General features: G+C 41.5%; 16 protein-coding genes. 9 read left to right on the plus strand and 7 right to left on the minus strand.

From position 1 onward, the window contains the following. Positions 1 to 29: 29 nt before the first annotated feature. Both HNR53_RS12890 and HNR53_RS12895 read right to left on the minus strand, forming a co-directional pair. On the minus strand, positions 30 to 974 hold the full coding sequence (locus tag HNR53_RS12890) for a 4-hydroxy-3-methylbut-2-enyl diphosphate reductase (RefSeq protein WP_184526555.1): 945 nt from the start codon (positions 972 to 974) through the stop codon (positions 30 to 32). A gap of 172 nt (positions 975 to 1146) precedes the next feature. Continuing rightward, positions 1147 to 1761, minus strand: coding sequence for a YqfQ family protein (locus tag HNR53_RS12895; RefSeq protein WP_246439560.1), 615 nt, complete (start codon positions 1759 to 1761; stop codon positions 1147 to 1149). A gap of 254 nt (positions 1762 to 2015) precedes the next feature. Between HNR53_RS12895 and HNR53_RS12900 the strand changes: the two genes are divergently transcribed. Together HNR53_RS12900 and HNR53_RS12905 are read left to right on the plus strand one after the other, a co-directional pair. Further along, complete coding sequence (locus HNR53_RS12900; RefSeq protein ID WP_184526557.1) at positions 2016 to 3329, plus strand: DEAD/DEAH box helicase; 1314 nt, start codon at positions 2016 to 2018, stop codon at positions 3327 to 3329. A gap of 21 nt (positions 3330 to 3350) precedes the next feature. After that, positions 3351 to 4244, plus strand: a complete 894-nt coding sequence (locus HNR53_RS12905; RefSeq protein ID WP_184526612.1) for a deoxyribonuclease IV — start codon at positions 3351 to 3353, stop codon at positions 4242 to 4244. A gap of 58 nt (positions 4245 to 4302) precedes the next feature. On the opposite strand, the gene HNR53_RS12910 is transcribed toward HNR53_RS12905, so the two are convergent. After that, on the minus strand, positions 4303 to 4557 hold the full coding sequence (locus tag HNR53_RS12910; protein WP_184526559.1) for a DUF2624 domain-containing protein: 255 nt from the start codon (positions 4555 to 4557) through the stop codon (positions 4303 to 4305). Positions 4558 to 4696: 139 nt separating this feature from the next. On the opposite strand from HNR53_RS12910, the gene HNR53_RS12915 reads away from it, so the two are divergent. From HNR53_RS12915 to HNR53_RS12925, 3 genes are read left to right on the plus strand one after another with little or no spacing between them, the layout of a single operon-like run. Beyond that, a complete protein-coding gene (locus tag HNR53_RS12915; protein WP_184526561.1) occupies positions 4697 to 5503 on the plus strand; it encodes a metal ABC transporter ATP-binding protein in 807 nt (268 codons plus the stop codon). After that, entirely contained in the window at positions 5500 to 6354 is an 855-nt protein-coding gene (locus tag HNR53_RS12920; RefSeq protein WP_184526563.1) for a metal ABC transporter permease, read from the plus strand. The genes HNR53_RS12915 and HNR53_RS12920 overlap by 4 nt, the downstream gene beginning before the upstream one ends. Before the next feature lie 2 nt (positions 6355 to 6356). Beyond that, a complete protein-coding gene (locus tag HNR53_RS12925) occupies positions 6357 to 6782 on the plus strand; it encodes a Fur family transcriptional regulator (protein ID WP_184526564.1) in 426 nt (141 codons plus the stop codon). Between the two features lie 27 nt (positions 6783 to 6809). Here HNR53_RS12925 and HNR53_RS12930 read toward each other — a convergent pair whose 3' ends face one another. After that, positions 6810 to 7394, minus strand: a complete 585-nt coding sequence (locus tag HNR53_RS12930) for a 5' nucleotidase, NT5C type (protein ID WP_184526566.1) — start codon at positions 7392 to 7394, stop codon at positions 6810 to 6812. Between the two features lie 282 nt (positions 7395 to 7676). Between HNR53_RS12930 and HNR53_RS12935 the strand changes: the two genes are divergently transcribed. Then, positions 7677 to 8036 carry a DUF4190 domain-containing protein gene (locus tag HNR53_RS12935; RefSeq protein WP_184526614.1) on the plus strand — a complete coding sequence of 120 codons (360 nt, stop codon included), beginning with the start codon at positions 7677 to 7679 and terminating at the stop codon, positions 8034 to 8036. 75 nt (positions 8037 to 8111) lie between these two features. On the opposite strand, the gene ispG is transcribed toward HNR53_RS12935, so the two are convergent. The 3 genes from ispG to HNR53_RS12950 all read right to left on the minus strand — a co-directional run bounded on the left by ispG (position 8112) and on the right by HNR53_RS12950 (position 10557). Next, a complete protein-coding gene (gene ispG / locus HNR53_RS12940) occupies positions 8112 to 9209 on the minus strand; it encodes a flavodoxin-dependent (E)-4-hydroxy-3-methylbut-2-enyl-diphosphate synthase (protein WP_184526617.1) in 1098 nt (365 codons plus the stop codon). A gap of 134 nt (positions 9210 to 9343) precedes the next feature. Further along, positions 9344 to 9703 carry a hypothetical protein gene (locus HNR53_RS12945; RefSeq protein ID WP_184526568.1) on the minus strand — a complete coding sequence of 120 codons (360 nt, stop codon included), beginning with the start codon at positions 9701 to 9703 and terminating at the stop codon, positions 9344 to 9346. A 146-nt stretch (positions 9704 to 9849) separates the two neighbouring features. After that, on the minus strand, positions 9850 to 10557 hold the full coding sequence (locus HNR53_RS12950; RefSeq protein ID WP_246439562.1) for a Crp/Fnr family transcriptional regulator: 708 nt from the start codon (positions 10555 to 10557) through the stop codon (positions 9850 to 9852). A 365-nt stretch (positions 10558 to 10922) separates the two neighbouring features. On the opposite strand from HNR53_RS12950, the gene HNR53_RS12955 reads away from it, so the two are divergent. The 3 genes from HNR53_RS12955 to HNR53_RS12965 all read left to right on the plus strand — a co-directional run bounded on the left by HNR53_RS12955 (position 10923) and on the right by HNR53_RS12965 (position 14186). Then, positions 10923 to 11531 (plus strand): superoxide dismutase, encoded by a 609-nt coding sequence (locus HNR53_RS12955; protein WP_184526570.1) that lies wholly within the window; start codon positions 10923 to 10925, stop codon positions 11529 to 11531. 164 nt (positions 11532 to 11695) lie between these two features. Next, complete coding sequence (locus HNR53_RS12960; RefSeq protein WP_184526572.1) at positions 11696 to 12838, plus strand: TIGR04053 family radical SAM/SPASM domain-containing protein; 1143 nt, start codon at positions 11696 to 11698, stop codon at positions 12836 to 12838. Positions 12839 to 12911: 73 nt separating this feature from the next. After that, complete coding sequence (locus HNR53_RS12965; RefSeq protein WP_184526574.1) at positions 12912 to 14186, plus strand: MFS transporter; 1275 nt, start codon at positions 12912 to 12914, stop codon at positions 14184 to 14186. The last annotated feature ends 103 nt before the right edge of the window (positions 14187 to 14289 follow it).

The following is a 14289-nucleotide window of genomic DNA, read 5'->3' on the forward strand; positions in this document are numbered from 1 at the left end:
ATGTACCTCCGAGGAACAGCCTCTTTATTTTATTCGCTTGTTTTGACTCTGGGCAGTATTTTACTTAACGGTACGTTTTTCTCTTTTATCCATGTTTTCTCGTCATCAGGATTAAATTGTTCAAGGAATGTGATAACCTCTTTAGTAATCGGAGTCGGTGTGGATGCACCTGATGTTACGGCTGCGGTTTTGGCATTCATGATCCAATCAAGATTCAGTTCGGTAATATCTGAAATCCGGTAGGCCTTCGTAGCGGCAATTTCCTCTGATACCTGGGCAAGACGGTTGGAGTTATTGCTGCGTGGGTCGCCAACGACAATTAACACATCTGCTTCGCCAGCCTGTGCGGCAACGGCCTCCTGCCTTTGCTGTGTTGCGAGGCAGATCTCTTTATAAAATTCTGCCTGTGGATATTTTTCTTTAATTTTCTCCATAATATGAGCTACGTCCCATTGACTCATCGTTGTTTGATTCGTCACAAGGATTTTATCACTTTGAATAGTCAACCCATCTACATCCTCCATGTTTGAGACGAGATGGACGATATGGGGGGCAACACCAACCGCACCCTCCGGTTCTGGATGACCCTTCTTGCCGATATAAATCACGGTATATCCCTCATGCTCTTTTTCCCTGATTAAATCATGGGTTTTCGTTACATCCGGACAGGTTGCATCAATGGTGACAAGCCCTTTTTCCTTTGCCAGTTCTCGTACTTCAGGGGAAATTCCATGGGCGGTAAAGATGATCGTACCGCTGTCCACTTGTTCCAGTATCTCTTTGCGGTTTTTCCCGTCTAATGTGATGATGCCTTCCTCAGCGAAAGCATCTGTCACATGTTTGTTATGGACAATCATGCCCAATATATAAATGGGTCTTGGCAGTGCCTTATCTAAAGCCGCATTGCGGGCAATGACCATGGCATCTACAACTCCGTAGCAATAACCGCGCGGTGATATTTTAATGACCTTCATTGGCGTATCCTCTCACTTTATCTATAGAATCTAATTTCATTATATAAAACTATATATAATTATACAAAACCAATTGCCTCCTGAATAACGTTTGTGGATAACAACCAAATTTTAGAAACAGCTAAGTTAAATGTTCAGCTGTAAAAAGAAAAAATGCCCTGCGGCATTTTTTCTAAATATACATTTTGGGCACAGACGGACCGGGGACATCCCACTTCGAACCGCTTTCTTCCATATTGGCAGCGGCTGATTCGGAAAAAGCCTTTTCCTCTGTTTGTTCGTTTGCATCAGAGTGCTGTTTCTTAGATTGAGATTTAGCCTTAGTTTTAGTCTCAGTTTCTTCCTCCGTCTCCGCATCCGGGACATTTTTAAGTCCCCTGTAAAGACGCCACATGGCGGGAAGATTTTTTACCAGCGGACCGTATTGCTGCACTTGCTGCACGAGCGGTCCAAGTTGCTGGGCTGTGTTTAACACCTTTTGCGTGTTCGTCAAAAAACCATTTATTGATGAAGGGTTAGTCAGTGATTGCAGAATGGAAGGACCCCGGGCTGTATTTTGTCCTGCCATTCCGCCTAAAAGGTTACGCGGAGCGCCGCCACGCTGCTTTCCCCCTAACAGTTTAGCTAACAGTCCGCCGCCTTGTCTTTGCCGCATTGGTGCTGGACCTCTATAGTTCATCTGAGAAAAGCGCGGTTGTACGGGCATTTGTCTGTAATAGCCGGGGTGCATCGGCGGATAGTGCGGGTGCATAGACATCGGTCTATGTGTAGGATTTCCTGGCAGCATATGATTTACTTCCTTTCTTCATTCATTTAGTCTTGGTCAATAGAGACTGCCCAATGTATCTTAATACAGGATATGCATCAGCTTCCGATTTGGTTGATAAAGAAGTAAAACATTTATAAACGGAATCCAGCAAAGGATTTACTGGTGATTCTAACATTTATTGATTATAATAAGATGGGCAAAAAAGGCTGTATTGACAAGTATTTGGCCATAATGAATGTAAGAGGCTTGAAAATAAAGGAGTTAAATACCATATGAGCGAAACAAAATTTACCGGTTTTAATCTGAAACCATTTATTATAGAAGCTGTGAAAGACTTAGGCTTTTATGAACCGACTGAAATACAGGAACGGATTATTCCTTCCGCTTTAAAAGGGGAGAGTGTGATTGGGCAGTCACAGACTGGAACAGGAAAAACTCATTCCTATTTGCTGCCATCGATGCATAAAATTGATCCGAACCGCAAAGAGGTACAAGTTATTATTACTGCACCGACAAGAGAACTTGCTTCACAAATCTACCATGAAGTTCTGAAGATTGCAGGGCATGCAGCGGCAGGACAAGAAATCACCGCCCGCTTATTTATCGGCGGTACGGATAAACAAAAGTCCATCGAAAAGTTAAAAAGCCAGCCGCAGATCGTTGTCGGTACACCCTTCCGTATTCATGACTTAGTGAAAGAACAGGCTCTCTTCGTCCACACAGCCGAGACGCTGATTGTCGATGAAGCTGATTTGATGCTGGATATGGGCTTTTTGGAGGATGTCGACCGAATAGCGTCCAGACTGCCAAAGCAGCTGCAAATGCTTGTCTTTTCCGCGACAATTCCGGAAAAACTGAAGCCTTTCTTAAAAAAATACATGGAAAATCCGAAATATATTCATATTGCGCCGAAGCAGGCGACGGCAGCCAATATTGAGCACTATTTGCTGCCATCACGCCACCGGAACAAGCTCAACCTTGTTCACCATGCCTTGCTTCATTTTAATCCGTATTTAGCCATAGTCTTTGCTAACACAAAGAAAATGGCAGATGAGATCGCAGACGGTCTTATGGCTAAGGGAATGAAGGTTGGAAGAATTCATGGCGATCTCGCGCCTCGTGAACGAAAGAAAATGATGAAACAAATCCTTGATTTGGAGTATCAATATATTGTCGCCACTGATCTTGCCGCGCGCGGCATCGATATTCAGGGAATCAGTCATGTTATCAATTACGAACTGCCGACGGATTTGGATTTTTATATTCACCGTGTCGGCAGAACGGCTCGTGCCGGTACGTCAGGAATTGCCCTTACGATTTATGGAGATAGTGATGAAGATGCATTAATCCGCCTCGAAAAAATGGGCATTGAATTCAAAAATGCTGATTTTCAACAGGATGAATGGGTTGAGCTTGAGGACCGGAATAGAAGGAAAAAAAGGCAGCGGCAGGCGGATGAAATCGATTTAAAAGCAAAATCTTTGTTTCAAAAACCGAAAAAGGTAAAGCCTGGTTATAAAAAGAAACTGCAGCATGAAACAGAAGAATTTAAAAAGCGGCAAAAAAGATTACAACGGAAAAAGTAAGGGGAGTGAGAGGAGATGTCGATGCTTAAAATAGGTTCACATGTTTCGATGAGCGGGAAAAAAATGCTGCTTGCAGCAAGTGAAGAAGCGGTGTCTTACGGCGCTAATACATTTATGATCTATACGGGAGCCCCGCAAAATACGAGAAGAAAAAAAATTGAGGATTTAAATATCGAAGCCGGAAGAAAGCATATGGAGGAGAATGGGATTGATGAAATCATCGTCCATGCCCCGTATATTATAAACATTGGCAATGCCGTGAATCCGGCTACATTTGAATTAGGAGTAAACTTTTTACGCACTGAAATCGAACGGACAGAAGCAATTGGTGCCCGCCAGATTGTGCTTCATCCGGGAGCACATGTGAAAGAGGGTACTGAAGTCGGGATTAAAAAGATTATCGAGGGGCTAAATGAAGTGTTAACCGGTAAGGAGCAGCTGCAGATCGCCCTTGAAACCATGGCCGGCAAAGGGTCGGAATGCGGCAGAACATTCGAGGAGCTGGCAATGATTATGGACGGAGTTACTCATAATGAAAAACTGTCTGTTTGCTTTGATACCTGTCATACCCATGATGCCGGTTATCCGATTGTTGAAGATTTTGACGGTGTTCTGAATGACTTTGACAAGATTGTCGGGGTTGAACGCTTAAAAGTGCTGCATATCAATGACAGTAAAAATGCCCAGGGTGCACGAAAAGACCGCCACGAAAATATCGGCTTCGGGCATATTGGTTTTAGTGCCTTAAATTATATCGTCCATCATCCGCAGTTACAAGATGTACCAAAAATATTGGAAACTCCTTATGTCGGTGAAGATAAAGAGAATAAAAAACCGCCCTATAAGCATGAAATTCTCATGCTGCGCAACAAAACCTTTAATGAAAAACTATTGGCTGACGTAATGGAAGGCTGAAGCTAAAATTCATTTCTCAGACACCGCAAAGCTTTTGCTGAGTGGTGTCTGAGTTTTTTTATTTTGTAAAAAGTAAGAAAAGCTGATTGACCTGTTTGGCTGTATCCACCCCGGCTGTTTTCGCTATTTCCTTAATTAATAGTTTTCGTTCCCCTTCATTAAAGATATTGACCTGTTTTCCCCGCAAATAATTCGCAATTTGCTCGGCCTCTTGCCTTGATATAGCGATTTGAAACTGGTTTGCATATTTTAATAATTCATCTGCTGTCATCGTACTGACCTTATGATTAATAATACTCTCGAAAATTTTCATGCTACCCACCTCCCTATATCATATGAAGGATAATCGGGAAAAGTGACGCATAGCCTCATAAAGGTGCTACGCTTTACTTTTTTCCATTATTCCTGTATACTACTAAATCGGATTGATTACGAAATAAAAGGTGATGCATATGGATAATGAACCGCTATCAATAGAGATACAAAACCTTTCTTACCGCTATGAACACGAGTATGTCCTTGAAGACATCAATCTCCGGATTGAAAAAGGAAGCTTTCTCGGAATTGTCGGACCAAATGGTTCCGGAAAATCAACATTATTAAAGCTTATTCTTGGATTATTAAAAAAACAAAAAGGTGAAATTAAGCTTTTTGGCGAGGAAATTAACCGCTTTAAAGAGTGGGAGAAAATTGGTTATGTTTCGCAAAAGGCTAATTCATTTAATACAGGATTTCCCGCTACCGTCTATGAAGTGGTAAGAAGCGGCTTAACGAAAAAAATTGGTTTATTTCATAAAATGAAGCAAGAGGATCAGGAAAAGGTGCTTGCATCCATTGAATCCGTTGGAATGCTTCCATTTCTAAAAAGAAATATCGGAGAACTCTCCGGCGGGCAGCAGCAAAGAGTGTTTATTGCCAGAGCCCTTGTCAGCGACCCGCAGCTCTTAATTTTAGATGAACCGACAGTGGGGGTGGATGCTGGAAATGTACGCTCTTTTTATGAGATGCTTGGCGAGTTAAATAAGAGTATCGGGATTACTTTAGTGTTAGTGACGCATGATATTGGCACCATTACGAATAAAGTGACCCATGTAGCTTGTTTGAATAAACATCTTTATTTTCACGGGAATATAAGGGAATTTGAAGAATTAAATCAAAGCGGGATGTCTTCATTTTATGGCTATGATCTTCAGTTGCTAACGCATGAGCATGATCACCTGCACCATCATGTTCCTGGGTCTGGGGGGAATGTGAAATGATTACTAGTATCCTGGAATATGAATTTTTACAAAATGCCTTTTTAACAGGGTTGATTATCGGCATTATTGCCCCGCTTCTCGGAGTATTTGTGGTTGTCCGCAGATTATCATTGATTGCCGATGCCCTTAGTCATGTGACGCTGGCGGGAATTGCGGCCAGCCTGTTGTTAGAGAAAAAGTTTCTTGCTGCCGGTTCGTTAAATCCGATCTATATGGGAATGGCATTTTCCGTGGCAGGATCGCTGTTTATTGAAAAGCTGCGGACGGTTTATAAGCATTATCAAGAATTAGCGATTCCTATTATTCTTTCTGGAGGAATCGGATTAAGCGTGATTTTTATTTCATTAGCAGACGGTTTTAATACGGATTTGTTCAGTTATTTATTCGGCAGTGTATCGGCTGTCAGCAGGACTGATTTATGGGTTATATTGTTGATTAGTGTTTTCGTTATCGGAATGATTATGCTTCTTTTTAAAGAGCTGTTTTTAATTTCCTTTGATGAAGAGCATGCGAAAGCTTCCGGACTGCCAGTGAAAAGCCTGCATTTAATTTTCATCATCATGGTGGCGTTAGTGATCGCAGCATCGATGAGAATAGTGGGGATCCTCCTTGTATCCTCGCTTATGACACTGCCGGTTGCGGCTGCCATCAGAGTGGCTCATGGCTTTAAACAGACGATCCTATATTCGATTATCTTTGGAGAAATCGCTGTTATCGGCGGCTTAATGCTTTCTTTTTACCTCGATTTGGCTCCGGGGGGAACCATTGTCATCATTGCCGTGATGATCTTAATTTTCTCCATATTGTATAAAAAAGGAAGGCACAAAAAAGCTGTCAAATGGGGTGAGTAAATATGAATGTAGATAAGGCTATGCAGTTGTTAAAGGAGAAGGGCTTCAAGCATACGGATAAACGGGAGGATTTGCTCAAGCTTTTCTCCGCTCACAATAAATATTTAACGGCCAAGGATGTATTGGATCATTTGAAGGATCAGTATCCGGGCTTAAGTTTTGATACCATTTATCGCAATTTATCCCTTTTTGTCGAGTTGGGGATTGTTGAGATGACTGAGTTATCAGGGGAAAAGCATTTCCGTTTAACATGCGCGCATGCTCAGCATCACCATCATTTTATTTGTCTTAGCTGCGGCAAAACGAAGGAAATTGAGACCTGCCCGATGGAAGAACTGAACGATAGTTTACAGGGCTATGATATATCCGGACATAAATTTGAAATTTATGGTCATTGTCCCGAGTGTGCCACAGTCGCAGCAGAATAATCATCGGGTAAAAAAGAGCTCTGCAGTTTAACCCTGCAGAGCTTTTGCTGTATCGAACCAATGATCAATCCATTCTGCTGCTTCTTCCCAATTTTGCACACGAATCACACCATTGGGTATGGGTTCGCGATTATAGGGTGTATCAAAAAGAACAACAGGGATGCCGCATTCTTTGTGAATCATGACGGCATTATCGTGCTTATCTTCAAAGAAAACATCGACATTGAATTGCTTTGCAGCAGCAATCTTGTTATGTGAGCCGAGTAAATGAATATGGTCAAAGCGTAATTCTTGTTGCAAAAACCAATCCTTGGTTAAAGGGAGTAAATAAGGATCACGCGCACTGATAAAATACAATTCATATTTATTTTCCCATGATTTTAAGACATTTTTTGCCCCCTCTGCAAGCGGAGATTCGGCGTAGATCGTTTGCTCGTTTTGCAAGTACCACTGGGCAAATTCTTCCTTCGTAATATCCACTAACGGATCTAATTCGTATTGTATCACATCATCCAATGTGATATTTAAACCAAATGCTTTATTGATATAAGGCAGAATCGCGGTCGGGCATGTTACTGTCCCGTCGATATCAATTCCAAAGCGTGTTTTCATCCTCTTCACCTTCGTCAGTTTCTGTTAGTTGTCTTGAAAATAGTTTATCCAAATCTGCATGTATCTGCAATGAATATGATTGAGAGTTCAAAATTGCGCTTGTATAAATGGTTATCCATCACTTCTCAGCAAAAAATTGCCATGTTGAAAGACGCGAAATCAGCACACACTAAGATTGCTAAATCAAAATGGATGATTAGCCTGATCGGGCAGCATTCCATTTGCTTAGCCGTCTCGTTAGTTTATCGGGCGATGCATGCAAAAAGAAAGCGAGGGATCATGATGGCAGACCTGGAAAAAGAACAACAGGATCTACAAAAAGAGAGCCGATCGTTTGAAGAAGATTATTTTGGAACGGGCGGCTATCAAGAAGAAACCTCAGCTGAACTTGCTGAACCTTTAACATTACGAAGCAGGGATGCTTCAGACAATGAATCAGAAGTTGGAAGCGGTACAGGCATTGGTCTTGCCGCGCTGGCTCTTTCGATTATTTCGTTGTTTGTTTTCCCGGTCTTGTGTGGGGTAGCAGGCATTATTCTAGGCTTTGTTGCCAGAAGACGCGGAGCATCATCCGGTACATGGGCGATTACAATAGGGGCTATCTCCTTGGTGCTTGGTTTATTTATTCTCCCGTTTTTTTAATATTAACTGGGAAGTAATCAATACAAGAGGGTAGCAAAGAAAAGCGTAAGGACCTCGGGCCTTACGCTTTTCTCATCAAGCTTTTTGATTTTCTGCTTTCTGTTTGGCAAAGTATTCTGCGGCCACTTGGTCGATTTCTTTTTTTAACTCCTCAACCATCACGGATTCCGGAACTTTGCGGACAATTTCTCCTTTACGGAATAACAGACCTTCACCTCTTGCCCCGGCAATGCCGATATCGGCTTCTCGGGCTTCTCCCGGTCCATTTACAGCGCAGCCGAGAACCGCTACTTTAATTGGTGCTTTAATCTTTTGGATATATTCTTCTACTTCATTGGCGATACTGATTAAGTCAATTTCAATTCTGCCGCATGTCGGGCAGGATACAAGCGTTGCAGCATTAGAAGTGAGACCGAACACTTTTAACAACTCACGTGCCACCTTAATCTCCTCAACCGGATCAGCACTTAATGAAATACGCATCGTATTTCCAATGCCCTTGCTCAAAATGGCACCTAGTCCTGCTGCACTTTTTATCGTACCGGCAAATAACGTACCGGACTCGGTTATACCTAAATGAAGCGGGTAATCAAAGGCTTGAGCAGCTTTTTCGTAGGCCTCAATCGCAAGCGGCACATCAGACGCCTTCATGGAGACGATAATATCATGAAAGTCGAGGTCCTCGAGAATTTTAATATGGTGGAGGGCACTTTCGACCATCCCATCTGCTGTCGGGTAACCGTATTTATCGAGGATTCTTTTTTCTAGTGATCCGGCATTGACCCCAATCCGAATGGGAATGCCGCGCATCTTTGCTGCTTTAACAACAGCCTCCACTTTTTCCCGTTTTCCGATATTGCCCGGGTTGATGCGAATTTTATCTGCTCCGCCTTCAATGGCTTTTAAAGCTAATTTATAGTCGAAGTGGATATCCACGACAAGCGGGATGTTAATCCGCTTCTTAATGTCGGAGATCGCATTTGCGGCGCGCTCATCAGGACATGCCACACGAACCAGCTGACATCCGGCTTCTTCAAGTCTTTTAATTTGTGCAACCGTTGCCTCCACATCATGTGTTTTGGTGGTTGTCATACTTTGAATAACGATTTCATTATTACCGCCAATAGTTAAGTTTCCTACTTTAATGGGGCGGGTTTTTGTACGATGTATGATTTCACTCAAAAGTGATTCGCTCCTTTAATTGAAAATCAATCTTCTAATTTTTTACCCATTTCTTTTGCAGTACCTTTCTTATTGTAGAATGAACAGACAAAATTGACAAGGAAGTTGAGTGAAACGGTGTATTTCTAGGACGGATCCGCAGAGATTTCTTTTTCATATTTTGGAAATTTATATATTTTCCCAGCCTGAATTTCTGTAGGTGAAAGGCCATTATTTAGTTTTTTAAAATCGGAAACCACATTTGATAGAGGGACGGGAATGGAGTCATTCAGCTGCTCTTCGACGAGTGACAGAACCGTGTCTCCGGGCGATACTTTTTTTTCATAATAGGGAAGGGGAGACTTGTTTTTTGCTGTTGTTACATCGTCCGTTTTGCGGGTCACTGGGGCAAAATTAGAAGTAGCAGGAAGGGTGCCGTAATTAATATCATAATAAATAGCATACAGGATGACTGCAGCAGCAATGATCATAACTAAACGCTTCATAAATCTTTCCTCCTGAACACGATATATCGATGTATATGCCTGTCCAAAAGGGAATAGAACCTTAAAAAAACAGCCTGCTATAATAACAGGCTGTGATTCGCTATCGTTAACAGATGTGAGACCCTTATATGGATTTTTAAAAAGAATTAGTTTATGCCGCAGATTTCCCTGCTGCACCGCTGGCAATCCACTTCGCATCTTAAATAAGACAGATTTTTAACCGTAAAGCGCTGTTGATCATAATCGATTACATCTTTTTCACGCAGGTCCTTCAGCATTCTTTGAATCACTTCTCTTGTACCAAAGGTTAGGTTGGCCAGTTCTTGGTGGGTCAAAGGAATATCAATGACGATGCCGTTTTCCGTCATGATGCCATGACTGTTGCAGAGGCGGATAAGAATGGAATAGAGTCCGCCTTTTTTTCCATTCATGATTAAATCCATGCATTTCATTTGCGCCTTTACATACCGTGTACTGATCCAGCTTGTTATGGCACTGAGCACAGCCGGCTCGCTCATTGCGTATTCTTCAAATTGTTTTTTCTTGATGACGATCATTTCGCAATCATTCATCGTTTTCGCAAAGAAATGGTATGTCGGGTGTTTCGTAAAGAGTTGATATTCCATAATCAACTCTTCGCCGCCTAGAATTTTGATAATAAATTCTTTCCCTTTTACGTGAAATCTGCCGATGGAGACGCTGCCGTTGACTAACAAATAAATATTTTCTACTTCTTCTTTTTCCTGAAACAGATAGGTGCCCATTGGAATTTTCTGTACCGGTTCTTTATCAATAAAATATTGTATTAAAAGACTATATAACGAAATTTGTAATTCTTGCATATTTTTCGACATGCTTGATCACTCCTTTTTCGTACCTATACTTAAGATTTAATCAAATATTGTTAACATGTCAATATAGCTTTGCCTTTTTTTGGTGATAAATCCATTTAAGATATGACATATATCGCTGACACCGCGCAGATTTGCGGATTCATGACAAATTATTGAACTTTTAGCGACTTTCAAATTCCTTCGCCTTTCTTTTATGATACGAAAAAAACACGATATTAGAATAATGTCTTTAGAATATTTTTTTGTTGAATATGCCATACTATTTATGTTCGTCTGCAAACATAAAAATTTAAGAAGTACCATGAATGTTTATCATTTATGGTTCATTTTTCGACCAAAAATACAGTTACAGGAGGAATTTTTTTATGGCATTTGAATTACCACCATTACCTTACGCATATGATGCCCTGGAGCCTTATATTGATAAGGAGACAATGAATATTCATCATACTAAGCACCATAACACGTATGTAACGAATTTAAATAATGCATTGGAAGGACATCCTGATCTTCTTTCGAAAACAGTAGAAGAAGTGATTGCCAATCTAAATGCGGTCCCGGAAGCAGTAAGAACGGCGGTGCGCAACAATGGGGGCGGTCATGCCAACCACTCGTTATTCTGGCAGATTTTAGCGCCAAATGCCGGCGGTGAACCCACCGGTGCCATAGGAGATGCTATCAAGTCTAAATTTGGCAGTTTTGAAAGCTTTAAAGACGAATTTTCAAAAGCAGCTGCCGGCCGATTTGGCTCCGGCTGGGCATGGCTTTCGATTCATAATGGGGAACTGGAGCTGTCAAGCACAGCAAACCAGGATTCACCGTTAATGGAAGGGAAAACGCCAATTCTTGGTCTGGATGTTTGGGAGCACGCCTACTATTTAAAATATCAAAACCGCCGTCCCGAATATATTAATAATTTTTTCAATGTCATTAATTGGACTGAAGTGGCAAAACGTTTTGAAGCGGCTAAATAAATTAGGAATAAATATAAAAAACCAGCAGCTCTCTTTGCTGGTTTTTTTTGTGGGGGAAAATTCACTTATTAGCCTTCCCCATAGTGATATACCTAACTTTCATTATATTGGAAACATGATACATTTTTTATAAGGTGTGTTGTGTTAACTGAGGAGGTTGGCTTATGGAGAAAGAGATTATAAATGTAAATCGTCACCAGAGTCCTTTCGTTGTCATTTGGGAGATGACACGAGCCTGCAGCTTGAAATGTTTGCATTGTCAATTGAAAACACAGATTGAAAAAGAACCGGATGACTTGACATTTGAAGAGGGGATGCGGCTGATGGATGAAATTACAGAGCTCGATAACCCGCTGCTTATCCTGACCGGAGGAGATGTCTTTACACGCACAGATTTTTTTGATTTAGTTCAGTATGGATTGAATAAAGGATTAAAAGTGGTCATCGCTGCAAGCGCTACTCATAATGTAACAAACGATGTTATAAAAAGAGCGCATGACATCGGGGTAAGCAGGTGGGCATTTACCCTTGACGGTCCTGATAGGCATTCACATGATGCACTTTGCGGAGTTCCGGGTACCTTTGACTTAACCCTGTCTTTGCTCCGCTTTATAAAGGAAATGGGTCTGTCCGCAGAGATCAATTCGGTTGTCAGCAAGATTAATTACGATAGGATAGAAGAGATGGGAAAGCTCGTGAAAGATCTTGGCGTAGCGCTTTGGAATATTATCATGATGGTGCCGACTCCCGGAAACCAGGAAATTACTCCTTTGACAGCGAGTGAGCATGAACTCTTTTTTCAATGGCTTTATGATTACAGCAGGAAGGCACCTTTTAAGGTCAAAACAATATACGGGCAGCATTATCAGCGGGTAGTGATTCAAAATAAAATGCGGCAGCTGCATATCAATTATAATGGCTTGGAATATCAGAATGCTCTGCGTGAAGGACCTGCAGGGGTTCAGCAACTGTTGAACTATAATCCGCAGGGGCTGAATGACGGCAATGGAACCTTATATATTAGCCATAACGGTGATGTGTATCCAAGCCAGATCATGCCGATTAAAGCTGGAAATGTAAAAGATGAATTGCTGAAGGTTATTTACCGCTATTCACCGTTATTTAAAAAATTAAAGAATCCTGATTTACTAAAAGGAAAATGTGGAATCTGCGAATTCCGTTATGTATGCGGCGGAAACCGCTCACGTGCCTATAACTTGACAGGGGATTATTTGGAGAGTGAACCATATTGTATCTATACGCCGAAAAAGGCGTATCATTTACGTGAAAAAGTATTGGTCAAATGATGCAAAGCCGTTTTTGCATAACATAAGCTGATTTGTAAAAGACTACTCTTTAGAAATAAAGAGGAGTTTTTTTATGAGTAAATTTAAAAAGCATTTATTTGGTGAAGTAGAGCTGACAAAAGATTTAACACTGTTACTCTTGGTAGGCGGGCTCTATTCCTTAAGTGTGGCGCTATCCAATACCTTTGTAAATATATACCTCTGGAAGCAGACAGGTGACCTAAAGGATATTGGATTTTACAATCTGGCCGTTGTGACGGTTCAGCCGCTCACCTTTATTCTTGCCGGGCGCTGGGCAAAAAGGATTGATCGGGTTTTGGTTCTAAGAATAGGCGTTATTTTCCTTGCTCTCTTTTATTTAACGGTTTTAGCAATAGGTGCTTCAGCTGCAAAATATTTGCTGCTGCTTGGTGCCTTGTTAGGGATAGGCTATGGCTTTTACTGGCTCGCCTTTAATGTTTTGACCTTTGAAATAACGGAGCCGGAAACAAGGGATTTTTTCAATGGTTTTCTTGGGATCCTGACTTCTGTAGGCGGAATGCTTGGACCAATTGCGGCAGGATATATCATTTCTAGATTAGAGAAATTTACCGGCTACTCCGTGATTTTCGGCATATCCCTTGGCTTATTTTCCCTCGCAGTCTTTTTAAGCTTTTTTTTAAAACGCAGACCTGCACATGGGAAATTCTCTTTTACTCGCATTGTGACCGAACGAAAACATAATCATAATTGGCGTATGGTGACCAATGCCACCTTTTGCCAAGGGCTTCGTGAGGGGATTTTTGCCTTTTTGATTTCAGTTATGGTCTTCATTTCTACTGGAACAGAAATGGCCCTTGGAACTTACGGATTATTAAATTCAGCTGTCTCCTTTGTTGCTTATTTTCTTGTTTCAAGGTTCCTCAATAAAAACCATCGACTTAAAGCTGTCTTGGCTGGGGGAATTTTGCTCTATGCATCCCTTTTCTTAATTGCCTTTGATGTTACATACGGAAGGCTGTTAATCTATGCCGTATCGATTGCCATTGGTTATCCTTTACTGCTTGTTCCTTTTATGGGGATGACGTATGATGTGATCGGAAGCGGTTGGAAGGCGGCAGAAATGAGAATTGAATATATCGTTGTCAGGGAAATATTCCTAAACAGCGGGCGATTTCTATCCATTCTCTTATTTTTAGCTGTGATCCATTATGTGGATATCAAGCAAAGCATCCCCTATTTATTTCTAGTCCTTGGCGGAGGGCATTCAATCATCTATTTCTTTGTCAGGAAGATTCAGGTCGAAAAAAAGGAAAAGGTCAGACAGGCTGAAACTTTACAAAAGAAAAGATACAGGTTCCAACCATGAACCTGTATCTTTGTGCGCTTGGCAGCGCATCGGACTAACGGGTGAAAGTCCCGAACACGCCGCAGTGGCGGAAGTGTATAGCTGACAGGTAGTGCATTGCCGT

The organism is Bacillus benzoevorans (assembly GCF_014207535.1).
Lineage (GTDB): Bacteria > Bacillota > Bacilli > Bacillales > Cytobacillaceae > Bacillus_BD > Bacillus_BD benzoevorans.